General features: G+C 71.1%; 20 protein-coding genes. 14 read left to right on the top strand and 6 right to left on the bottom strand.

Going from position 1 to position 22,459, the window contains the following annotated elements; translation table 11 throughout:
* On the bottom strand, window positions 1–1,396 hold a 1,396-nt coding region (gene rpsA / locus AB0M30_RS33865; protein WP_364592325.1), incomplete at its 3' end, for a 30S ribosomal protein S1.
* 323 nt (window positions 1,397–1,719) lie between these two features.
* Between rpsA and AB0M30_RS33860 the strand changes: the two genes are divergently transcribed.
* From AB0M30_RS33860 to AB0M30_RS33835, 6 genes are all read left to right on the top strand, one after another.
* The gene (locus tag AB0M30_RS33860; RefSeq protein WP_364592322.1) at window positions 1,720–2,571 is read left to right on the top strand and encodes a class I SAM-dependent methyltransferase; all 852 of its coding nucleotides are present in this window, start codon (window positions 1,720–1,722) and stop codon (window positions 2,569–2,571) included.
* Window positions 2,568–3,485, top strand: coding sequence for a GNAT family N-acetyltransferase (locus AB0M30_RS33855; protein ID WP_364592319.1), 918 nt, complete (start codon window positions 2,568–2,570; stop codon window positions 3,483–3,485). Before AB0M30_RS33860 ends, AB0M30_RS33855 begins: the two co-directional genes overlap by 4 nt.
* Before the next feature lie 21 nt (window positions 3,486–3,506).
* Entirely contained in the window at window positions 3,507–4,427 is a 921-nt protein-coding gene (locus AB0M30_RS33850) for a GNAT family N-acetyltransferase (protein WP_364592316.1), read from the top strand.
* A 126-nt stretch (window positions 4,428–4,553) separates the two neighbouring features.
* Window positions 4,554–5,279, top strand: coding sequence for an ABC transporter ATP-binding protein (locus tag AB0M30_RS33845; protein WP_364592313.1), 726 nt, complete (start codon window positions 4,554–4,556; stop codon window positions 5,277–5,279).
* Window positions 5,276–7,174, top strand: coding sequence for a YhgE/Pip domain-containing protein (locus tag AB0M30_RS33840; protein WP_364592310.1), 1,899 nt, complete (start codon window positions 5,276–5,278; stop codon window positions 7,172–7,174). Before AB0M30_RS33845 ends, AB0M30_RS33840 begins: the two co-directional genes overlap by 4 nt.
* Window positions 7,171–7,743: a TetR/AcrR family transcriptional regulator gene (locus tag AB0M30_RS33835; protein WP_364592307.1), complete on the top strand. Its 573-nt coding sequence runs from the start codon at window positions 7,171–7,173 to the stop codon at window positions 7,741–7,743. The genes AB0M30_RS33840 and AB0M30_RS33835 overlap by 4 nt, the downstream gene beginning before the upstream one ends.
* Here AB0M30_RS33835 and AB0M30_RS33830 read toward each other — a convergent pair.
* Window positions 7,740–8,483: a helix-turn-helix transcriptional regulator gene (locus AB0M30_RS33830; protein WP_364592304.1), complete on the bottom strand. Its 744-nt coding sequence runs from the start codon at window positions 8,481–8,483 to the stop codon at window positions 7,740–7,742. The two genes, AB0M30_RS33835 and AB0M30_RS33830, sit on opposite strands and share 4 nt — an antisense overlap.
* 85 nt (window positions 8,484–8,568) lie before the next feature.
* On the opposite strand from AB0M30_RS33830, the gene AB0M30_RS33825 reads away from it, so the two are divergent.
* Window positions 8,569–9,495 carry an NADP-dependent oxidoreductase gene (locus AB0M30_RS33825; protein WP_364592301.1) on the top strand — a complete coding sequence of 309 codons (927 nt, stop codon included), beginning with the start codon at window positions 8,569–8,571 and terminating at the stop codon, window positions 9,493–9,495.
* A 237-nt stretch (window positions 9,496–9,732) separates the two neighbouring features.
* Here the strand turns inward: AB0M30_RS33825 and AB0M30_RS33820 are convergent, their stop codons facing one another.
* The 3 genes from AB0M30_RS33820 to polA all read right to left on the bottom strand — a co-directional run bounded on the left by AB0M30_RS33820 (window position 9,733) and on the right by polA (window position 14,807).
* On the bottom strand, window positions 9,733–11,334 hold the full coding sequence (locus AB0M30_RS33820; RefSeq protein ID WP_103338734.1) for a serine protease: 1,602 nt from the start codon (window positions 11,332–11,334) through the stop codon (window positions 9,733–9,735).
* A gap of 102 nt (window positions 11,335–11,436) precedes the next feature.
* A complete protein-coding gene (locus tag AB0M30_RS33815; RefSeq protein WP_199191321.1) occupies window positions 11,437–11,976 on the bottom strand; it encodes an EF-hand domain-containing protein in 540 nt (179 codons plus the stop codon).
* Between the two features lie 89 nt (window positions 11,977–12,065).
* A complete protein-coding gene (polA, locus tag AB0M30_RS33810; protein ID WP_364592298.1) occupies window positions 12,066–14,807 on the bottom strand; it encodes a DNA polymerase I in 2,742 nt (913 codons plus the stop codon).
* A 62-nt stretch (window positions 14,808–14,869) separates the two neighbouring features.
* Between polA and AB0M30_RS33805 the strand changes: the two genes are divergently transcribed.
* Complete coding sequence (locus AB0M30_RS33805) at window positions 14,870–15,310, top strand: hotdog fold thioesterase (protein ID WP_013227928.1); 441 nt, start codon at window positions 14,870–14,872, stop codon at window positions 15,308–15,310.
* A gap of 5 nt (window positions 15,311–15,315) precedes the next feature.
* Window positions 15,316–16,287: a LysR family transcriptional regulator gene (locus AB0M30_RS33800; protein WP_364592294.1), complete on the top strand. Its 972-nt coding sequence runs from the start codon at window positions 15,316–15,318 to the stop codon at window positions 16,285–16,287.
* Here the strand turns inward: AB0M30_RS33800 and AB0M30_RS33795 are convergent.
* Window positions 16,253–17,023, bottom strand: coding sequence for a prolyl oligopeptidase family serine peptidase (locus AB0M30_RS33795; protein WP_364592337.1), 771 nt, complete (start codon window positions 17,021–17,023; stop codon window positions 16,253–16,255). The two genes, AB0M30_RS33800 and AB0M30_RS33795, sit on opposite strands and share 35 nt — an antisense overlap.
* Before the next feature lie 573 nt (window positions 17,024–17,596).
* On the opposite strand from AB0M30_RS33795, the gene AB0M30_RS33790 reads away from it, so the two are divergent.
* From AB0M30_RS33790 to AB0M30_RS33770, 5 genes are all read left to right on the top strand, one after another.
* Window positions 17,597–18,748 (top strand): branched-chain amino acid ABC transporter substrate-binding protein, encoded by a 1,152-nt coding sequence (locus AB0M30_RS33790; RefSeq protein WP_364592291.1) that lies wholly within the window; start codon window positions 17,597–17,599, stop codon window positions 18,746–18,748.
* A 111-nt stretch (window positions 18,749–18,859) separates the two neighbouring features.
* On the top strand, window positions 18,860–19,828 hold the full coding sequence (locus tag AB0M30_RS33785) for a branched-chain amino acid ABC transporter permease (RefSeq protein ID WP_364592288.1): 969 nt from the start codon (window positions 18,860–18,862) through the stop codon (window positions 19,826–19,828).
* Window positions 19,825–20,982 (top strand): branched-chain amino acid ABC transporter permease, encoded by a 1,158-nt coding sequence (locus tag AB0M30_RS33780; RefSeq protein WP_364592285.1) that lies wholly within the window; start codon window positions 19,825–19,827, stop codon window positions 20,980–20,982. Before AB0M30_RS33785 ends, AB0M30_RS33780 begins: the two co-directional genes overlap by 4 nt.
* On the top strand, window positions 20,979–21,752 hold the full coding sequence (locus AB0M30_RS33775) for an ABC transporter ATP-binding protein (RefSeq protein ID WP_013227934.1): 774 nt from the start codon (window positions 20,979–20,981) through the stop codon (window positions 21,750–21,752). Before AB0M30_RS33780 ends, AB0M30_RS33775 begins: the two co-directional genes overlap by 4 nt.
* Window positions 21,742–22,455, top strand: coding sequence for an ABC transporter ATP-binding protein (locus AB0M30_RS33770; protein WP_364592282.1), 714 nt, complete (start codon window positions 21,742–21,744; stop codon window positions 22,453–22,455). The genes AB0M30_RS33775 and AB0M30_RS33770 overlap by 11 nt, the downstream gene beginning before the upstream one ends.
* Window positions 22,456–22,459 lie beyond the last annotated feature (4 nt).

Genomic DNA, 22,459 nt, shown 5'->3' with positions numbered 1-22,459 from the left:
AGCTTTCCGCGCCACCTTCGATGCCCGTCGCCGCGTCCGCCGCCGCTTCCGCGTCGGCCTCGACGGCCTTCTGGACCTGCTTCATGTGGGCCTCGTAACGAGTGTGCGCCTCGGCGTACTGGCGCTCCCACTCCTCACGCTGCTTGTCGAAGCCTTCCTGCCACTCCTGGGTGTCCGGGTCGAAGCCTTCGGGGTAGATGTAGTTGCCCTCGGCGTCGTACTCGGCGGCCATGCCGTACTGGGTCGGGTCGAACTCGGTGTCCGGCGTGACACCCTCGTTCGCCTGCTTCAGCGACAGCGAGATGCGACGGCGCTCGAGGTCGATGTCGATGACCTTGACCATGACGTCGCCGTTGACCTGGACGACCTGCTCCGGGATCTCGACGTGGCGCTCGGCCAGCTCCGAGATGTGGACCAGACCCTCGATGCCCTCTTCGACGCGCACGAACGCACCGAACGGGACCAGCTTGGTGACCTTGCCCGGCACGATCTGGCCGATCGCGTGGGTGCGGGCGAACTGGCGCCACGGGTCTTCCTGGGTCGCCTTCAGCGACAGCGAGACGCGCTCGCGGTCCATGTCGACGTCCAGGACCTCGACCGTGACCTCCTGGCCGACCTCGACGACCTCGGACGGGTGGTCGATGTGCTTCCAGGACAGCTCGGAGACGTGCACCAGGCCGTCGACGCCACCCAGGTCCACGAAGGCACCGAAGTTGACGATGGACGACACGACGCCCTTGCGGACCTGGCCCTTGGCGAGCGCGTTGAGGAACTCGCTGCGCACCTCGGACTGGGTCTGCTCGAGGTAGGCGCGGCGGGACAGGACCACGTTGTTGCGGTTCTTGTCCAGCTCGATGATCTTCGCCTCGAGCTCGCGGCCGACGTACGGCTGCAGGTCGCGGACGCGGCGCATCTCGACCAGGGACGCGGGGAGGAAGCCGCGCAGGCCGATGTCCAGGATGAGGCCGCCCTTGACGACCTCGATGACGGTGCCCTTGACGGGCTCGTCCTTCTCCTTGAGCTCCTCGATCGTGCCCCAGGCGCGCTCGTACTGCGCGCGCTTCTTGGACAGGATCAGACGGCCTTCCTTGTCCTCCTTCTGGAGGACCAGGGCTTCGACCTCATCGCCGACGGTGACAACCTCAGCCGGGTCGACATCGTGCTTGATGGAGAGCTCACGCGAGGGGATGACACCCTCGGTCTTGTAGCCGATGTCGAGCAGGACCTCGTCGCGGTCGACCTTGACGATGGTGCCTTCGACGATGTCGCCATCGTTGAAGTACTTGATCGTCTTGTCGATAGCCGCGAGGAAGTCTTCCTCCGACCCGATGTCGTTGATGGCGACCTGCGGGGCCGCGTTCGGGGCGGTCGGGGCGGTGGCGGTGTCGATGGTCATTAGGCGGGTTGCTCCGGTGGATGGGAATCGAGGGTTGGCAGTTGTCGGCGCGATGGGGTGTTGAGAGCATGCGACGACCCTGCGAGCAAACGTCCACCAGTGAACGACCGCGGCATGACCCGCAAACGGTGCGCGACCCGAGTCCCAACCAGAAGCTGAGCGGAAGGCAGCGCGAACCCACTGCGCTAACACTTATCCTACGCGGCAGCCGCTAGGCGGCACAATCAGGGTCCCCCTGGCTCGCTAAGGTCCTCGCGGAAGCAAACCGCACGCACGAGGACGCAGGTGGCGCGAGCAGGCCACCGGGGACCGGAGACACCATCATGCCACCGGAGCAGGCGCCCGCGCCGGGGCGCCACGACGCCGCCGAGCACCGGCTGGGCACCACGGAGGTCGGCTACCGGGAGGTCGGCGGGGCGGAAGCCGCCGCCGCGAACCTCGCCTGGTGGGACGCCGACGCCGACGACTACCATGCCGAGCACGGCTCGTTCCTCGGCGACGCCGACTTCGTCTGGTGCCCGGAGGGCGTCCGGGAGGCCGAGGCGCGGCTGCTCGGCGACGTCCGCGGCAAGCGCGTGCTGGAAGTCGGCTGCGGGCAGGCTGCCTGCGCGCGCTGGCTGGCCGCGGAGGGCGCGGACGCCGTGGCGACCGACCTCTCGGCCGGCATGCTCCGCCACGCCCGCGACGGCAACGCGCGCACCGGCCTGGCCGTCCCGCTCGTGCAGGCCAACGCCGAGCACCTGCCGCTCGCGTCCGGCAGCTTCGACGCGGCCTGCTCGGCCTTCGGCGCGGTCCCGTTCGTGGCGTCGGTGGACGCGGTCTTCGCCGAGGTGCACCGGGTGCTGCGGCCGGGTGCCCCGTGGGTGTTCTCGGTGACGCACCCGATGCGGTGGATCTTCCCCGACGACCCCGGCCCGCAGGGGCTCACCGTCACCCAGCCGTACTTCGACCGCACGCCCTACGTCGAGGTCGACGACGAGGGCACCGCCACCTACGTCGAGTACCACCGCACCCTCGGCGACTACGTGCGCGCGCTGGCCGGGGCCGGGTTCACCCTCACCGACCTGGTCGAGCCCGAGTGGCCGGCCGGGCACACGCGGGTGTGGGGCCAGTGGAGCCCGCTGCGCGGCAAGCTCTTCCCGGGGACCGCGATCTTCCGCACGCACCGCTCGTGACCACCCTCGAAGCCCAGCAGAACGCGCGGTTCGCCGCGCTCGACCCGCTGCTCCCGCCGATCGCGGCCCCGCCGTCGCCGTCGAGCGAGCCGCTGGTGGTGACCGTGGGCGGCCGCAAGGCCGGTGGCCTGCTGACGAACGTCGTGCACGCGCCGGGGTCCTGGCCCGCGCTCTGGGGGCCGTCGGACATCCGGGACCTGACCGCGGTGCCGGGTGACAGCGGCGCCGCGGGCCTCGCCGCGCTGCTCGGCGCGTGGCGCGACCGGCTGCGCGGGACGCCGGCCGGCCCGGACTCGGCCTGCACGCTGACCTGGCCGAGCCGCGACGCCGAGGCGTCCGCGGTGCTCCTGGCGCACGGGTTCGCGCCGATGACGTGCCTGGCCGTGTGGCCCCTGGACGCGCCCGCCGATCCCGGGACGGCGCCGGTGACCGTCCGCCGGGCCGGCGAGGGCGACCTCGACGCGCTGACCGAGCTGCGGCTGGCCGAGTGGCGCTACACCTCGCTGGTCGGCACCGCGGTGCCGCGGCCGGGCGCACCGGAGCTGCTGCGCGCGGAAGTCGTCCGCGCCCTGCGCTTCAGCGGGCTGGTCTGGCTCGCGGAGGAGGACGGCGGCGTGCCGGCCGGCATGGCCTCCTGCGCGCTGGCCTGGGCCACCCCCGGCAATTCCGTCCACGGCCGGCTGCTCCCGGGCCGCTGGGGGTACGTCGACACGCTGTCGGTGGCCCCCGCGGCCCGCGGCGGCGGGGCCGGCCGGGCGCTGATGGCGGTGGCGCACCGGGAACTGCTGACGCACGACGTGCGCGGGACGTTCCTCTTCTACCACCCGCCGAACCCGCTTTCGCCGGTGTTCTGGCACCGGCAGGGCTATCGTCCACTGTGGACCATGTGGCTCCGCCGCCCGGCCTGGTCCTGACCGCACGACCCGAGGGGAACCATGGACATCGCCGAGCCGCTGCTCGCGGCGCACCGGGCGCGCTTCGCCGCCGTCGACGCGCTGCTGCCGCCGGCCGCGCCCCCGGCCGGTGGCGAGCGCCTGGACGCGGCGACGGCGGACGGCACGCAGGTCACCGGGGTGCTGCAGCGCCACCGGTTCACCCGCGGCGACGTCCCGATGCTGTGGTCGGCCGCCGACACCTGGCAGCTCTTCCCGTACTTCGGCGACACCGGCACCGAAGGCGCGGACCTCCTGCTGCGCGCGCTGAAGGGCCGGCTCGAGGCGGAGGACACCGGCGACGACTCGGCGTGCGTGGTCGTCTGGCCCAGCCGGGACGCCGAGGCGATCCGCGCCTTCCTCGACCACGGTCTCGTGCCGCTCTCGGCGGTCGGCGTGCGCACCGCTCCCCCGCCGGAGGTCTCGCCGGGGGTTTCGGTCCGGCGCGCCGGGCCCGGCGACTTCGACGCGGCACTCGAGCTGGCGGCGGCGACGTTCGACTACACCGGGCTGGTCGCCGCGCCGCGCCGGGACAACACGGCCGAGCTGCTGGCGCCGTCCTTGCGGGACGCCCTGGCCGCGGACGAGCCGGCCGTCTGGCTGGCCGAGGCGGACGGTTCGGTGTGCGCGTTCGCGCACTGCGCGTGGCTCGACGCGGTCCCCGGCACCGAAGCGGGCGAGCTCCTCCCGCCGGGCCGCTGGGGGTACGTGAACAACGTCGTGACCGCCCCCGGCGAGCGCGGCGGCGGGTTCGGCCGGGCGCTGATGGCCCACGTGCACCGGGAGCTGCAGCGCGGGGGCGCGACCCGCACGTACCTGTACTACAACCCGACCAACCCGCTGTCCTCGGTGTTCTGGCACCGGCAGGGGTACCGTCCACTGTGGACGACGTGGGAGGTGCGCCCGGCGGCGGCGCTCCGGTGACGCGCGGCCCCGCCGGTGAACCACCCACAAGTGTGACGTGCGTCCGGTGATCTTGCCGCCGGCTCCCGCCGGGACTAGTTTTTGAACTGACCGGTCAGTTCAAAAGTTCGCGAAGCGGGAGAAACCGTGCAGGTCCGAGCCGATCGGGTGTCCCTCGAAGGGCACCACGGCACCTTGTTGCCGCCCACCTCCCTGACCTTCGGCGAGGGCGACCTGGCGATCGTGCACGGCGAACCCGGCGTCGGCGTCACGGCGTTCGGCCTCGCGCTGGCCGGCCGGCTCAAGCCGACCACCGGCACGGTGCACGCCGAGGGCGTCGACGCCCCGCTGACCGAGCTCGTCGCCGTCGTCGACGCCCCGGGCGTCAGCGAACCCGACGACGCGCTGCCCCTGCGCGTCGTCGCCGGCGAGGAACTGGCGCTGGCCCACCGCCCGGCGGGCAAGGAGGACGTCGCCCGCTGGCTCGCCGAGCACGACGCCGCGCCGTTCGCCGGAACGCGCTTCGAGAACCTCACCCCGGCGCTGCGCACCCGGCTGCTCACCGAGCTGGCCGCCGAACGCAAAGGCGTGCGCGTGCTCGTGCTCGACACCCCCGACCGGCACACCAGCGACGTCGGCAGCTGGGCCGGGCTGGCGCGCGAACAGGCCGAGCGGGGTCTCGCGGTGGTCGTGCTGACCGCCACCACGCCGCTGTCCGCGCTGCCCTTCACCCCCGCGCTCGTCGGCGCGGCCGAGCAGCCCGCGCCGGAGCACTGTGCTCCCCCCGAGAGTGCTGTCCCCGAGAGTGCTCCCCCCGCCGTCCCCGAACCCACCGAAGAGCTCACCGAGAGCACTGACGGAGTCCCCGAATGAACGCCTTCCGGATCGCGCGCAACGAGCTGCGCCGCCTCTCCACCGGCACTCTGCCGAAGCTCGCGCTGGTCGCGCTGGTGCTGGTGCCGCTGCTCTACGCGTCCTTCTACCTCTACGCGAACTACGACCCGTACGGCCGGCTCGACAAGCTGCCCGCCGCGGTCTTCACCAGCGACACGGGCGCCAAGGACTCCAGCGGCCACGAACGCAACGTGGGCCGCGAAGTGACCGACGAGCTGGTCAAGTCCGGCACCTTCCAGTGGCACGAGGTGTCCGAGCAGGACGCCCGCGACGGCGTCCGCGACGACAAGTACTCGTTCGCCATCGGCATCCCGAGCGGTTTCTCCGCCGCGCTGCTGTCGGTCGGCAACTTCCAGCCGCAGCAGGCGACGATCACGCTGACCACCAACGACGCCAACAACTACCTGTCCGGCACGATCGCGAAGCAGGTCGCCGAGCAGGTCCGCAAGACGATCGCGGAGAAGGTCGGCAGCGAGGCCGCGGACCGGTTCCTGGTCGGCTTCTCCACGATCTACGCCAAGACCCAGGAGGCCGCCACCGGCGCCGCGCAGCTCGCCGACGGCGCCACGCAGCTCAAGACGGGGCAGCAGAAGCTGGCCGACGGCGCGGCGAAGCTCGCGGACGGCTCGTCGACGCTGGCGACCGGTCTGAGCACGCTGAAGAGCGCCACCGCGGACCTGCCGTCCCAGACGCAGAAGCTGGCCAGCGGTGCTTCGCAGGTGGCCACCGGTGACCAGAAGGTCGCCGACGCGGCTTCGATCGCCGCGACGGCGTCGTCGGACATCCAGGGCAAGCTCGACTCCTACCGCACCCAGCTGCAGACGGACCTGCGCGACGCGGGTGTGCCGGACGCCCAGGTGCAGGCCATCCTGGCCAAGGCCGACCAGCTGCGCTCCCCGGTCGACCAGGCGAACGGCAAGATCCAGCAGGCCAACGGCGACCTCGCGAAGCTGGCCGACGGCGCCCGCCAGGTGTCCGACGGCGCGGCCAAGCTCGCCGCGGCGTCCCCGCAGCTGGCGAGTGGCATCGCCCAGGCGTCCGACGGCGCGAACCAGCTGCGCGACGGGGCGTCCCAGCTCAACGACGGCGAGAAGACCGCCGTGACCGGCACGAACCAGCTCGCCGACGGCGCGGTGAAGCTGCGTGACGGGCTCGCGGCCGGGCTCCAGCAGATCCCGAACCCGGACGACCCGACCCGCAACGCGACGGCCAACACGATCGCGGACCCGGTGGCGGTGAACGCCAACGGCGAGGCGTCGGCGGGGACCTACGGCGCCGGCCTCGCGCCGTTCTTCATCTCGCTGGCCACCTGGATCGGCGCGTTCGTGCTGTTCCTGATCCTGCGCCCGCTCTCGACGCGCGCGCTGACCGCGGGCGCGGCCCCGTTCCGGGTCGCGGTCGGTGGCTGGCTGTCCTCGGCGCTGCTGGGCATCGCGCAGGTGGTCGTCCTGTTCGGTGCGGTGACGTGGCTGGTCGGCATCCACATCGCGCACCCGCTGCCGGCGATCGGGTTCGCCGTGCTGGTGTCGCTGACGTTCACCTCGGTGGTGCACGCGCTCAACGCCTTCTTCGGCGCGGTCGGCAAGTTCCTCGGCCTGGTGCTGCTGGTGCTGCAGCTGGTGAGCGCGGGGGGCACGTTCCCGTGGCAGACGATCCCGGACGCGCTGTACCCGCTGCACGTGGTGCTGCCGATGGGGTACGCGATCGACGGCTTCCGCCACCTGTTCTACAGCGGCGCCACGACGACGCAGCTGCTCGGCGACGTCGGCGTGCTGCTGGCCTACCTGGTGGGCGGGATCCTGGTGTCCACTTTGGCCGCCCGCAAGCGTCGCGTTTGGACGGTGTCCGCGCTCAAGCCCGAGCTGAGCCTGTGAGCGGCGCGACGAAGCAGAAGCTCTTCGAGGCGACGTTGGAGCTCTCGAAGAGCCGGGGCCTGGTGGGCCTGACGGTCGACGACATCGCGGCGGCGGCGGGCGTCGCGAAGGGCACGGTCTACTACAACTTCGGGTCGAAGGACGGCCTGGTCGACGCGTTGCTGCGCTACGGCGTGGACATCCTGGCCGGGCGGCTGCGCTCGGCGGTGTCCGACGGTGATCCGCTGGACGTGATCGAGGCGCAGGTCGACACGACGCTGGAGTTCATCGCGCGGTACCCGGGGTTCTCCCAGATCCTGGTGAGCGAGCTGTGGCGGACGCCGGGCCAGTGGCACGGGACGCTGTCGTTGCTGCGCGAGGAAATCATCTCGATCGTGAAGCAGCAGCTGTCGCGCCTGGAGGAGGCGGGCCGGTTGCCGGAGGGCGTCGAGATCCCGACGGCGGCGGCCGGGTTGTTCGGCACGATGCTGGTGGTCGCGCTGGACTGGCAGGTGTTCGGGCCGCAGCGAACCCGGTCGGAGGTGCGCGACGCGGTGATGGTGCTGATCCGCGGCCTGGGCCGACGCTAGCCGGCGGCGCGCGCCTTCGCGCGGTAGCGGCCGGGGGTCTGGCCGACGAGATCGGTGAAGGCGTCGATGAAGCTGGTCGGGTTGGCCCAGCCCAGCCGCGTCGCCGTGTCGGTGACCGAGGTGCCTTCGCCGAGTTCGAGCACGGCTCGCTGGATGCGCAGCAGCGTGCGCCACTGGTGGAAGCTCATCGACAGTTCGCTGCCGAACAGCCGGCTGAGCGTTCGCTCGCCCGAGCCGGTCCGGTGCCCCAGCTCGGCCAGGGTCGCCGGGCTCGCCGGATCGGCGTGCAGCAGGTCGGTGACGGCCTTGAGGCGGGGGTCGCGCGGCTCCGGGAGGCGCAGGGGTTCCTGCGGGGCGCGGTCGAGCTCGGTGAGGACGACCTCGAGCAGCAGCCGGGCACGAGGGCTGCCGGCCGGTTCGGGGTCTTCGGTCACCGCCAGGTAGGCCTCGCGCAGCAGCGCGCTGGCCGTGAACACCGAAGGCTGCGCCGGCAGCCGCCGGGCCGGCCCCGCCGGGACCTCGAGCAGCCGGACGACGGTCGCGCCGTGCGCGCGGCTGCCGTGCACGTGGAACGGGGGCACCCAGGTGACGCGGTTCGCCGGCGCCACCCAGGTGCCGGCCCGGGTCGTGGTGACCAGTGCCCCGGAGGCGGCGTACCTGAGCTGCCCGAAGTCGTGGGAGTGCGGCGGAACGTCCTCGCCGTGGGCCAAGGGCGGGCAGCCGGCCACCGACTCGATCATGCCCCCACGATACGACGGCGGGTTTCCGGAATTTCCCGGCGGGACACCGGTGGTACGCCGGCGCCGCGGCGATCATCGTTGAGGCATGCGAACGATCACCCAGCACACGTTCGGCGGTCCCGAGGTCCTCACCATCGTGGACGCGCCGGAGCCCCGGCCCCGGCCGGCCGAAGTCCTCGTCCGCGTCAAGGCGATCGGGCTGAACCCCCTGGAACCGCGTCTGCGCGCCGGCGAATTCCCGCTGCTCGGCCCGCCGCCGTTCGTCCTCGGCTGGGACATCAGCGGTGTGGTCGAGGAGGCGCAGACGTGGCGGTTCCGGCCCGGCGACGAGGTGTTCGGGATGCCGCTGTTCCCGCGGGCGGCCGGCGGGTACGCCGAGTTCGTGGCCGCACCGGCACTGCACCTGGCCCGCAAACCCGCGTCGCTCTCCCACGTCGAGGCGGCGGCGTTGCCGATCGCCGGGCTGACGGCGTGGCAGGGTCTCGTCGACCTCGGCGGCGTGACCGAGGGCGACCGGGTGCTGATCCACGGCGGTGGCGGCGGCGTCGGCCACGTCGCGATCCAGCTCGCGAAGGCGCGCGGCGCACACGTGATCACCACGGCCGGCGGGAGCAAGCGGGCCTTCGTGGAGGGGCTCGGCGCCGACGAGGTCGTCGACTACGCGGAGGCGGACTTCACGGAGGTGGTCGGCGACGTCGACCTGGTGCTCGACACCATCGGCGGCGACACCGCTTGGCGCTCGCTCGACGTGCTCCGCCCGGGAGGTCACCTCGTGACGGCGGTCGCGGAGGAGGACACGGAGCTCATCGCGAAGTTCGAGGCGGCCGGCCGGCGCTTCAGCGGTGTGGGGGTCGACCCCGATCCGGTTGCGCTGCGAGGCCTCGTGGACCTGGTCGACGAGGGCAAGCTGCGGGTCCACGTGGCGGAGACGTTCCCGTTCGAGCGCATCGCCGACGCACACCGGCTGATCGAGCGCGGTCACCTTCAGGGCAAGGTGGTGCTGACGGTCTGATCGTCCCCGCGGCCCGCGGGGGCGCCCCCCGTTATCCACGCTACCGGTAGGCACCGACAATTCCGGCGCAGCGAGCCGACAGTCCGGGTACGCCAACCGACCCACCGGGTACGCGAACCGACAGTCCAGGTACGCCAACCGACCCGCCGGATGCGCGACCCGACCGCCCAGGTACGCCAACCGACCCGCCGGGTACGCGAACCGGCCGTCCGGGCACGCGCGCCCCGGAAAGGGTGGTCAGCCGCGGTCCTCGATGCGGGCCCGGACCGCCGCCGCGTAGGTGTCGACCGCGGTGGCCGCTGCCGTCAGCTCGCAGGGGCCGTCGATCAGGAGCCTCTTCGCCGGGGTGTACGCCTGCTCGATCTCCGGGTCGCCGACCAGCCCGTGCTCGCGGGCCAGCTCCAGGTCACCCGCGAGGCGGGTGCGCAGCTCCTCGCGGCGGGCGACCAGCCCGTCGAGGACCGCGCGCTGGCGGCGGCCGTCCTCCACGGCCGGGGCCACCGCGTGCTCGTGGCTGTCGATGTGGCGCTCGACCCACTCCGCGTCGCCGTCCACCTCGGCCGAGCGCAGCTGCTTCAGCGCGCCCTTCAGCCGCTGCGCGCGTGCCGGCAACATTGCGACGCCCGTGAAGCGGGTCGCCACGCGAAGCTGGTAGGCCTCGATCTCCGCCAGCTCCGCCACCGCCTGGGTGAGCACCTCCAGGCGGCCGGCGAGGTCGTCCGGGGCCGGGCGGGCCTGGCCGGTGCTCGCCCGCACCGCCGCGACCCCGGGCGAGGACTGCTCCCGGAAGCCGAGCAGCAGGCGGAGACCCAGCTCGGCCGCGCGGCCGGCGAGCGGGGCGAGCACCTCGCCGACGAGCCGGTCGGGCTCCGCCGAGTCGTCGATCCCGTCGACGACCAGCGTCCGGCCCGCGACGCCGGTGGTGAGCCGGTCGGCGATGCGGTGGCGGACGGCGTCCGCGGTGCGGCCGGTCGCGTCGACCGCGAGGTCCACGCTGCCGGGCGGCGGCGTCTCACCGAGCGCCGGCGGCAGGCCGGGCACACCGAGGGAACGTTCCCGGTCGGCCAGCACGATCCCGAACCGCAACGCCGCGGCGACGGGCGAACCGGCCTCACCGGTGTCGACGACCCAGACCGTGCCCGGCTCGGCCTTGGCGAACCAGTCGGCGACGCGCTGCACGAAGGAGACGTCGACGGCCTCGCCGACCGGGCGCGAGAAGCTCGCGTCGACGGCCGGGCTGCCGGACGTCCAGATGCTCAGCTGCGGCAGGTGCCCGAGCATGGTCTCGACCGGCACCATCCAGGTGCCGGTGTCCTTGCCGACGACCATGCCGACGACGTGGCCGGTCGCCTCGTCGATCACCGCCGTGCCCCCGAAACCGGGGCCGAGCGGTTCGGCTTCGGCGGTGCGGAAGAGGCGGACCCACTCGCCGCCGGTCTGCTCCGGACCGCCGAGCCGGGCTAGCGTCCAGCGGCCGACCGAGCCCGGCGGGAACCCGAACGCGCGGACGAGCTGGTGCTCGCCGAGGGGCATCCGGTGCAGCGGGGCGCGGAACACGCGGGATTCGGGGCGTTCCAGGCGCAGCAGGGCGAGATCGCCGTGGCCGCCGCCGTCGGAAGGCACCCAGCAGCCTTCCACGACGGTCGCCGTGGCGGGCATGGCCTCGGCCAAGCCGACGAAGTCGACGCTCAACGCGGAACGCGGGCCGCCGGCGGTCTCGACGACGTGCGCGCTCGTGAGCACGTGGTACTCGTCCAGTACCGTGCCCGCACCGCACACCCGGCCGAGTTCGTCGTGCAACCGGACCCGCCAGCGTCGTCGTTCACGCTCGAACCCCATTCGGCGGACCCTACGCCGTGATCGCCACGCGTTGGCGCCGACCTCCCTACCCAGCGGTAATGGCTCACCCGAACGGAGTCCTCCGTTCGGCGCAACGCGCGTTCAGAAGCGGCCGAACACCCGGCTGCCGGGTGCGGCCGGGTCGTCGCCCGCCCAGAATTCGAACCAGTGCCCGGTGAACTCCTCGCGGGAGAGCCGGCCGTCGCCGTCGGAGTCGAGGAGGGCGAAAACGTCGTCGGACGGCGTGCCGACGCCGTTCCAGGCCGCGATGAGGCGCTCGTACTCGGCGGCGGAGATGACGCCGTCGCCGTTTTCGTCGACGGCCTCGAACATCGCCTCGGCCGTCCCGGTGACGGCGCCCGGCATCGCCGGGAGTTCGTCGACGACCTGGAGCACCTGGTCGAGGCTGACCCGGCCGCCGCCGCCCGCGGCGTCGTCGAGGGTCGCCCACCAGCCCATCATGACGGCGGCGAGCTTCTGCCCGGCCGGCGTGCTCGCGTCGGTGCCGCGCAAGTCGAGCCACCGCGCGGTGAGCGCCCGGAAGTCGGCCTCGGTCAGGAAGCCGTCGCCGTCGGTGTCCATGGCGCCGAAGACGCCGGAGATCTTGCGCCGCTGGAAGTCACTGGCCATGGCGCCCAGCATCGCCGCGGCGCGGCACGCCCGACGACGTCCGCCCGAGTGCTCCCGCGCCACGACCCGGTGATCCGGGCCGTGACGGGGAGTGAGCAAATTTAGTGTGCGGCTTCGTTCCAGGACCGGCCGTAGCCGACCGAAACCTCGAGCGGCACCGCCAGGGCGTACGCCGAGCCCATGCCCTCGCGCACCAGCTTCTCCAGCTGTTCCTTCTCGCCGTCGGCGACTTCCAGGACCAGTTCGTCGTGGACCTGCAGCAGGATCCGGCTCTTCAGCTTCGCCTCGACCAGCGCGCGGTGGACGTTGAGCATCGCGACCTTGATGATGTCGGCCGCGCTGCCCTGGATCGGGGCGTTCAGCGCCATCCGCTCGGCCATCTCGCGGCGCTGGCGGTTGTCGCTGTTGAGGTCCGGCAGGTAGCGGCGGCGGCCGAAGACCGTCTCGGTGTACCCGTTCTTCGCCGCGACGCCGACGACCGAGTGGAGGTAGTCGCTGATCCCGCCGAAGCGGGTGAAGTACGCCTCCATCTGTTCCTTGGCTTCTTCGGTGGAGATCCGCAGCTGCTGCGAAAGCCCATACGCCGACAACCCGTACGCGAGCCCGTACGACATCGCCTTGACGCGGTAGCGCAGCTCCGGCGTGATCTCCTCCGGCGGCATCGAGAACGCCCGCGACGCGACGAACGTGTGCAGGTCCTCGCCGCTGTTGAACGCCTCGATGAGGCCCTCGTCCTGCGACAGGTGCGCCATGATCCGCATTTCGATCTGGCTGTAGTCCGCGGTCATCAGCTCGGTGAAGCCCTCGCCGACGACGAAGGCGTCGCGGATGCGGCGGCCTTCTTCGGTGCGGACCGGGATGTTCTGCAGGTTCGGCTCGGTCGAGGACAGCCGCCCGGTGGCCGCGATCGTCTGCAGCAGCGTGGTGTGGATGCGCCCGTCGTCGGCGACCGACTTGATCAGGCCCTCGACGGTGGTGCGCAGCTTCGTCGCGTCCCGGTGCTCCAGCATGTGCTGCAGAAACGGGTGCTCGGTCTTCTCGAACAGGCCCTGCAGCGCCTCGGCGTCGGTGGTGTAGCCGGTCTTGGTGCGCTTGGTCTTCGGCATGCCGAGCTCGTCGAACAGCACGACCTGCAGCTGCTTCGGCGAGCCGAGGTTGATCTGCTTGCCGATCACCGCGTACGCCGCTTCGGCGGCCTGGGTGACGCGCGAAAGGTAGTGCGCTTCGAGCGTGGTCAGCTGCTCGAGGTCGACGGCGACGCCGGCGATCTCCAGCTCGGTGATCACTTCCAGCAGCGGCAGCTCCAGCTCGGTGAGCAGCTTCGCGCCGCCGATCTGCTCGAGCTCCTTGTCGAGCGCGCCGGCCAGCTCGAAGATCGCGCGGGCCTTGACCAGCTCATCCTGGATCTCCTTCTGCTCCAGGCCTTCCACACCGCCGTCGAGCAGTGACAGCTGCCCGTCGCCGCCGTCGGTCTCCGAGCGCAGCTCGCGGTGCAGGTAGCGCAGCGCGAGGTCGTCGAGCTCGAAGGTGCGCTGCCCGGGCCGCACGAGGTAGGCGGCCAGCGCGGTGTCCATGGCGAGCCCGGCGACGGTCCAGCCGCGGACGCGGATCGCGTGCAGCGGAACCTTGAGGTCGTGGCCGATCTTGCGGATGGCCGGGTCGGCCAGCCAGGCGGCGAACGCCGCGTCGTCGGCCTGGTCCATCGCCGTGACGTCGACGTACGCGCCTTCGCCGTCGGCCGTCGCGAAGGCGACCGCTCGCAGGTCGGACCGGACCGACGCGCCCACCGCGCGGAAGGACAGGGCCACCGGCTCGCCGGCGCCCGCGTGCGCGGTCAGCCACGCGCCGAGCGCACCAGGCTCGAGCGCGGAACCCGAGACCTCGAAGCCTTCGTCGGCCTCCGGTTCGGCACTTTGCAGCGTCGCGAACAACCTGTCGCGCAGGACGCGGAACTCCAGCTCGTCGAACAGCGCGTGCACCGCCTCGCGATCCCACGGGCGCAGCTCCAGCCCGGACGGCGCGATCTCCAGCTCGACGTCCCGGATCAGCTCGGTCAGCTGGCGGTTGAGCTGGACCGAGGACAGGTGCGCCCGCAGCGCGTCCCCGACCTTGCCCTTGACCTCGTCGACCCGGTCGATCAGGTCGTCGAGCGAGCCGAACTGCTTGATCCACTTGGCCGCGGTCTTCTCGCCGACGCCCGGGATGCTCGGCAGGTTGTCGGAGGGGTCGCCGCGCAGCGCGGCGAAGTCCGGGTACTGCCGCGGGGTGAGCCCGTACTTCTCCTCGACGGCGTCCGGGGTGAACCGGGTCATCTCCGAGACGCCGCGCTTGGGGTACAGCACGGTGACGTGCTCGTTGACCAGCTGCAGCGCGTCGCGGTCGCCGGTACAGATGAGGACGTCGAAGCCGTCGGCCGCCGCCTGCGTCGTGAGCGTGGCGATGATGTCGTCGGCTTCGAAGTTCTCCTTCACCAGCGACGGGATGCCGAGCACCTCGAGGACCTCCTTGACCAGGTCCACCTGGCCGCGGAACTCGTCCGGCGTCGCGCTGCGGTTCGCCTTGTAGTCGGCGTAGGTCTCCGAGCGGAAAGTCTTGCGGGAGAGGTCGAACGCCACCGCGAGGTGGGTCGGCGCTTCGTCGCGCAGGAGGTTGATGAGCATCGAGGTGAAGCCGAACACCGCGTTCGTGACCTGACCGGTCTTCGTCTTGAAGTTCTCCGCGGGCAGGGCGAAGAACGCGCGGTAGGCCATGGAATGACCGTCGATCAGCAGCAGCTTCGGCCGCTCGGCGGTGGCGGTGGTTCCTGTGGCGTTGGCAACGGTCGTCTTCTCACTCGGGCTCACGCGGCCGAGTCTAGGCTGAGGGTCCGACACTCTTACGTGTCGCATAGGAAGAGGAGCACTGCGTGACCGAACGCGCCGCAGACGTCGCGGTCGAGAACTACGCCGGGATCGATCCGGCCGCCGCGGACCAGCAGCTGAACGACAAGGTCGGCATGAAGCTCCTGGAGGCCACCGCCGAACGCGTGGTCGGCACCATCCCGGTCGAAGGCAACCTCCAGCCGTACGGGCTGCTGCACGGCGGCGCCAACGCCGTGCTCGCCGAGGCGCTGGGTTCGACGGTCGCCGCGCTGAACGCGGGACCGGACCGGGCGGCGATGGGGCTGGAGCTGTCCTGCACGCACCACCGGGCCGTCCGGTCGGGCACCGTCACCGGCGTGGCGACGCCCCTGCACGTCGGCCGCGGCACGATCACCGCGGAGATCGTGCTGACCGACGACGAAGGCCGCCGCACCTGCACCGCGCGGCTCACCTGCGTGGTCCGGGACCGCCCGCCGGGCGCCTGAACCCCGTGGACCTCGACGTCGCCCAGGTCCGGGCGTTCGTGGTGACGGCGGAGCAGCGGCACTTCGGGCGGGCCGCCCAGGCGTTGTTCCTCACCCAGCAGGCGTTGTCGAAGCGGATCCGGAAGCTCGAAGACGCGCTCGGCACGCCGGTGTTCCTGCGCACGCCCCGCTCGGTCGAGCTCACCGCCGACGGCGAGCGGTTCCTCCCGCACGCGCGCGAGCTGGTGCGGGTGGCCGACGCCGCCGTGGCCGCGATGGGCGCCGAGGACCGGCCGTTGCGCCTCGACCTCGTCGACCACCGGCTCTCCCCCATGTTCCTGCTCCGCCGGCTGGCCGCGCACGAACCGGGGCTGCGCATCGACCGGGTCGCCGGCCGCGGGTTCGCGAACGCGATCGACCCGCTGTTGTCCGGGGAACTGGACGCCGCCTTCGGCCGCGTGTCCGGCTGCGGGCGGGAGCTGCCGGACGAGCTGGAACACCGGCCGGTCCGGCTCGAGCCGCTGGTCGGGCTGCTCGCGCCGGAGCACCCGCTGGCCGTGCTGGACGTGCTGCGCCTCGACGAGCTGCGCGCCGACGGGATCTGGCTGCCCGGGCTCGGCGGCCCCGCCGAGTGGCTGTCCTACCTGCGGGAGCTGTGCGACGAGTTCGCCGTGCCGATCGACGACTCCGGCGTCAGCTACGACCTGCGGCACACGCTCGAGCAGACGCGGTACGGCAAGCGGCGCGTCACCCTGGCCGGGGCCGACATGGAACTGGCGCCGGACCTCGATCTCAAGGTGCTGCCGTTCGAGCCTTCTCCACTGTTCCCGTGGTCGCTGGTCTGGCGGCGCGGCAAGGCGCACCCGGCGCTGCGGCGGCTGCTGGCCGTCGCCGGGCGCACCAGCCGCGAAGAGGACTGGTGCGCCTACGACCCCGGGCACGCCTGGCTGCCCGCCGGCGACGTCAGCCTCGCAGCCGCCGCGCGAACCAGTCGCTGAACGCCGCGTCGACGCGGGCCGCGGCCGGCGTCCCCGGCGGGAACTCGTGCGCCATGCCGTCGACCGTCACCAGCTCGGTGCCCAGCTTCGCGTGCAGCGCCGCCGCGGGTTCGCGCACGGCGATGTCGTCGTCCGCGCCGGTGACCAGCAGCAGCGGCGCGGTCAGCTCGGCGGCCCGGTCCACGTAGTCGTAGCGGGCCGTGACCGCACGGGACCGCTCGGTCCACGGGTAAGTCACTCCGAAGCGCCGCTCGTTCGCGGTGATCATCGGGGCGAGCTGGACGACCGGGCTCGCCACCGCCGCGGCGGCGATCTCGACGTCGCCGCGGGCCAGCACCTCCAGCGCCACGATCGCTCCCGCCGAGCCGCCGAACACCCCGAGCGGCCCGGTCGCGCCCGGCAGCCGGTCGCGCAGGTCGGCCAGCGCGGCGGGGAACTCGCCCGCCGCCTGCTCGGTCACCGGCTCGAAGACGTTGAGGACGGCGTCCTCGCTCGCCCGCCGGAAGACCTCCTCGGGGCCGCCCTCGGGCAGCCGCGACCCGGAGAGCGGGAGGCCGAAGTACACCCGCCACGCCCGCAGGCCCGCCATCGGGACGGCGTCCGCCATCGCCCGTTCACTGGCCGGCACGTCCATCAGGTGCCAGCCCGCCACCAATGCCACCGGGCCGTCCGGGTCCGCCGGCGGTACCGCCACGAACGGCACCCCCGCGGCCACGCCCTCGACCATCTCGCCCACCTCGACCATCTCGTCTCTCCTTGTTTACGGCCGCTTGTCTTCGGCTGCTTCCAGCGAACCGCCGGGGAGGGGTGCGGGTCCAACAGCCGTTCCGGCGGTCACGACAACCGATGGTTGTGGCAGGCGGGACAGGCGGCGTGCCCTTTCGGGCAGACCCGCGCGAGGGGGGTGGTCCGTTCGCCCCACCGAACCGGACGTAAGGTGCATCCCTACGGCGGTGCCCGGACCCCCGCGACCCCGTCAGGGTGAACAGCGGACTGCCGGGAAACCGGCCACGGTCCGGTCGCCGAAATGGGCGATGACATACCGATGAAACATGGCCGTCACCCATTCGCAGAACGACCGCCGATACTTAGCAGCGCTGCGTGACCAGCAGCGGGCCACGAGGAAACATCGTTCGGCTTTTCGTGCAATTCGTGTCGGTTGCGATCGTCACGATGTGGACACAGAGTAGTGAGGCCGCCTGTGCACAAGACGGGCGAGAGGGATATCTTCCTGCCCTAACCTAGCCCCTGTGTCGGGGGCAACGCCTACCGGCGGCTGGTTGGTCATGGGAGGTAGTCGGTGTCAGGAGTGCGTTTTGGACGGGTTCTCGCCCTCGCAGCGGCGACGTCGCTCGCGCTGGCGGGCTGCGCCGGTGGCGGCTCGTCGAGCAGTGGTGACGGCAGCACGCTGAAGATCGGGTTCATGGGCGACCTGACCGGGGAGAACTCCGGGATCGTGATCCCGCCCCGCAATGGCGCCCAGCTCGCGATCGACGAGTACAACGCCACGAATCCGAAGACCAAGATCGAGCTGAAGCCCTACGACAGCCAGGGCAAGCCCGACCAGGCGACCTCGCTGATCACCACGGCGATCGGCTCGGACAAGATCACCGCGCTGATCGGCCCGGCCTTCTCCGGCGAGTCGAAGGCCATCGGCGGCCAGCTCGAGCAGAACAAGATCCCGAGCGTCTCGCCCTCGGCGACCAACCCGGGCCTGGCGAAGAACAACTGGTCGTACTGGCACCGCGTCGTGGCCAACGACGACGACCAGGGCCCCGCCATCGCGAACTTCCTGATCACGGCGAAGTCGCCGAAGTCGGCGTTCGTCATCTCGGACGACCAGGAGTACAGCGTCGGCCTCGCGGACGCGTTCGAGAAGACCTTCAAGGACAAGGGCGTCGCGGTTCAGCGCGACAAGTTCCCGAAGGACGCGCCGGACTACTCCTCGACCGTGCAGAAGGTCAAGGCGGCCAACCCGGACATCATCACCTTCGGTGGCTACTACGCGCAGGGCGGCCCGCTGCTCAAGCAGCTGCGTGACGGCGGCGTGAAGGCCATCTTCGCCACCGGTGACGGTTCGCTCGACCCGCAGCTGGTCTCGGGCGCGGGTGCCGCGGCCGCCGAAGGCGCGGTCATCGGCTGCCCGTGCAACATCCCGGACGCGGGTGCCGCGAACGACTTCGCCACCAAGTACAAGGCGAAGTTCAACGTCGCCCCGGCGATCTACGCGACCGAGGGCTACGACGCCGCGACCGCTCTCATCAACGCGGTCAAGGCGGGCAACACCACCGGCGAGACGATCAACACCTTCCTGAAGACCGTGGACTTCAAGGGCGCCTCGAAGCAGATCAAGTTCAAGGCGAACGGTGAGCCCGAGACCGCCGCGATCAACGTGTACCAGGTCGTCGGCGGCGTCATCAAGAACCTCGGCGCGTCGACCGAAGCCAAGATCACCGGCTGACGAAACAGGAATAGCACTTGACGACGGGAGCGGGGGCGCTGTGGTGACCACAGCACCCCCGCTCCCGGCCCGTATCCCTGTCCTCGCCCTGTCTCGTAAGGCGCTCACGTCATGTTGCAGACACTGCAAGACCAGTTCCTCGGCAGCACCATCGGCGGACTGGTTCTCGGCTCCATCTACGCCCTCGTCGCCCTCGGCTACACAATGGTCTACGGCGTCCTGCGGCTGATCAACTTCGCCCACTCCGAAATCTTCATGATCGGGACGATGACGTCCCTGTTCATCCTGGCCAGCATCGCCACCTCCGGCAACATCGTGGTGGGCCTGGGCGCGATGATCCTGCTCCTGCTCGCGCTCATGCTCGCCTCCGCGGCCGTGTCCGGCGGTTCCGCGGTCGTGCTGGAGCAGGTCGCCTACCGGCCGCTGCGCAAGCGCGGTTCGTCGAAGCTCGCGGCGCTGATCTCCGCGATCGGCGCGTCGATCTTCCTGCAGGAGCTCTTCGCGCTGGTCATCATCCCCAACGTCTTCGACAAGTCGGGACGCGTCCCGCAGAACGCGCCGCGGTTCGTCGACCGCGACACGCTGTTCCCGGTCGGCAACGCCGTCGTCCGCACCGACCAGGTCCTGGTCATCATCGGCGCGGTGATCGTCATGGTGGTGCTGGACCAGCTGGTGCGGCGCACCCGCATCGGCCGCGGCATCCGGGCGACCGCCCAGGACCCCGAGGCCGCCGTGCTGATGGGCGTCTCGATCGACCGCATCGTGCGCATCACCTTCCTGCTGGGCGGCGCGATGGCCGGTGTGGCCTCCGCGCTCTACCTGATGGAACTCGAAAACACCGGTTACCGCGTCGGTTTCGTGCTCGGTATCAAGGCGTTCACCGCGGCCGTGCTCGGCGGTATCGGCAACCTGCGCGGCGCGCTTCTCGGCGGCATCGTGCTCGGCCTGGTCGAAAACTGGAGCGCGATCTTCCTCGGTTCCGAGTGGAAGGACGTCACCGCGTTCGTGGTCCTCGTGCTCGTGCTCATGTTCCGCCCCACCGGCATTCTCGGTGAATCCCTCCAGCGAGCTCGCGCGTGAAAGGCGACGGTGTGACTACCCAGGAAAACACTCGCCGCTCGTTCCAGCCGGTGAACGGCGCGCGGGACTGGTGGCAGCACGCGCCGATGTGGCAGCGCTACCTCGTCTACATCGCGCTGATCGTGTTCGCGCTGATCCTCCCGGCCCCCTGGATCGGCTCGTTCATGTCGCCGGCCTCGGACTGGACGAGCGTCCTGATCTTCCCGATCGGCACCTACATCCTGCTGGCGATCGGCCTGAACATCGTGGTCGGCCTGGCCGGCATGCTGGACCTCGGGTTCGTGGCGTTCTTCGCGATCGGCGCGTACACCGTGGCGATCTTCGGCACGAAGTTCGGCTGGAACGTCTGGCCCACGATCCTGGTCGGGATCGTGCTGGCGGCGGTGTCGGGCGTCATCCTCGGCGCCCCGACCCTGCGGCTGCGCGGTGACTACCTCGCCATCGTGACGCTGGGGTTCGGGGAGATCGTCCGGATCACCGCGAACAACACCAACTCCATCGGCGGTGCCCGCGGCATCACCAACATCCCGCACCCGTCGCCGGTGTTCGGCATGGAGTTCCTGCTCGACCCGGCGCCGTACTACTACCTGATCCTGGTCGCGATCGTGCTGGTCATCGTGTTCTCGGTGCGGCTGCAGAAGAGCCGGGTCGGGCGCGCGTGGGCCGCGATCCGCGAGGACGAGGACGCCGCCGAGCTGATGGGGGTGCCGACGTTCAAGTTCAAGCTGCTCGCCTTCGCGATCGGCGCCATGATCGGTGGCTTCGCGGGCGGCATCTACGCCAGCAAGGCCGTGTTCATCGCTCCGGACAACTTCCCGTTCATCCTGTCCGCGACGATCCTCGCCGCGGTCGTGCTGGGCGGGGCGGGCAACCTGCCGGGTGTCATCCTCGGCGCCTTCCTGGTCGCCTGGATCCCCGAGCGCCTCCGGTCCGTCGAGTGGCTGAGGCACCTCCTCGGCGACAAGGACCCCGCGGAGTACCGCATCCTGCTGTTCGGCGCGGTCCTGGTGCTGATGATGGCGCTGCGACCCGAAGGCATCCTGCCCTCACGACAACGAAAAGCCGAGCTACGGGAAGGCACCGGCGGCATGGGTTCGCTCGGTGGCGAAGTGGCCGGACCGGGCACCGAAGCCCCGGCGGAGGTGGCCAAGTGACTCCCTTGCTCGAGTTCGACAACATCACGATGCGCTTCGGTGGTGTCACCGCCCTGCGCGAAGTGAACGTCTCCATCAACGAAGGCGAGATCTTCGCGCTGATCGGCCCGAACGGCGCCGGCAAGACCACGGTGTTCAACGTGGTCACCGGCGTCTACCAGCCGACCGAGGGCCAGGTGCGCTTCGACGGCGACCGCATCGACGGGATGAAGCGGTTCCAGGTCACCAAGCGCGGCATCGCCCGGACGTTCCAGAACATCCGGCTGTTCCACAACATGTCGGCGATCGAGAACGTCATGGTGGGCGCGGACGCGCACCACAAGACCGGCGCGATCGGCGCGGTGCTCGGCCTGCCGTGGCACCGCAAGGAGGAGAAGCGCGGCCGCGAGCGGGCGCGTGAGCTGCTCGACTTCGTCGGCATCGGCAAGGTGGAGCACGAGACCGCGAAGAACCTCTCCTACGGCGACCAGCGCCGGCTGGAGATCGCGCGGGCGCTGGCCACCGACCCGAAGCTCCTGCTGCTCGACGAGCCGGCCGCGGGCATGAACCCGGCGGAGAAGAACGCCCTGCAGGCGCTGATCCGCAAGATCCGGGACGACGGCCGGACCGTGCTGCTCATCGAACACGACATGGGCCTGGTCATGCACATCAGCGACCGGCTGGCGGTGCTCGACTTCGGGCAGAAGATCGCGGAAGGGCTCCCTCAGGAAGTGCAGACCAACCAGAAGGTCATCGAGGCGTACCTGGGGGTGTCCGAAGATGCTTCTTGAGGTCCAGGACATCAACGTCCACTACGGCAAGATCGCGGCCCTCAAGGGCATGAGCATCGCGGTCGACGAGGGCGAAATCGTGTCCCTGATCGGCGCCAACGGCGCCGGCAAGACCACGACGCTCAAGACGATCTCCGGGCTCCGGCCGCTGACCAGCGGCAAGATCCTGTTCAACGGCCAGGACATCTCGAAGACCCCCGGGCACAAGCGCGTGCTGCTCGGGATCGGCCAGTCGCCCGAGGGCCGGGGCGTGTTCCCCGGTATGACGGTGCAGGAGAACCTCCTGATGGGTGCCTACACCCGCAAGGACGACCTCCAGGCCGACCTCGACGAGGTCTACGAGCTGTTCCCCCGGCTCAACGAGCGCCGGACGCAGTTCGGCGGCACGATGTCGGGCGGCGAGCAGCAGATGATCGCCATCGGCCGGGCGCTGATGACGAAGCCGAAGGTGCTGCTGCTCGACGAGCCGTCGATGGGCCTGGCGCCGATGCTGATCGCGCAGATCTTCGACATCATCCGCGAGATCAACAAGCGCGGCACGACGGTGCTGCTGGTGGAGCAGAACGCCCAGCAGGCGCTGAAGCTGTCGGACCGCGCGTACGTGCTCGAGACGGGCCGCGTGGTCAAGAGCGCCCGCGGGGCCGACCTGCTGGACGACCCGCAGGTCCGGGCCGCCTACCTCGGTGGCGACCTGGGCGTCTGAGTTC

Source organism: Amycolatopsis sp. NPDC051716 (genome assembly GCF_040681595.1).
Classification (GTDB): Bacteria; Actinomycetota; Actinomycetes; order Mycobacteriales; family Pseudonocardiaceae; genus Amycolatopsis.
The sequence above is the reverse complement of the archived record's forward strand: the minus strand, read 5'-3'. Positions and strand labels throughout refer to the sequence as shown.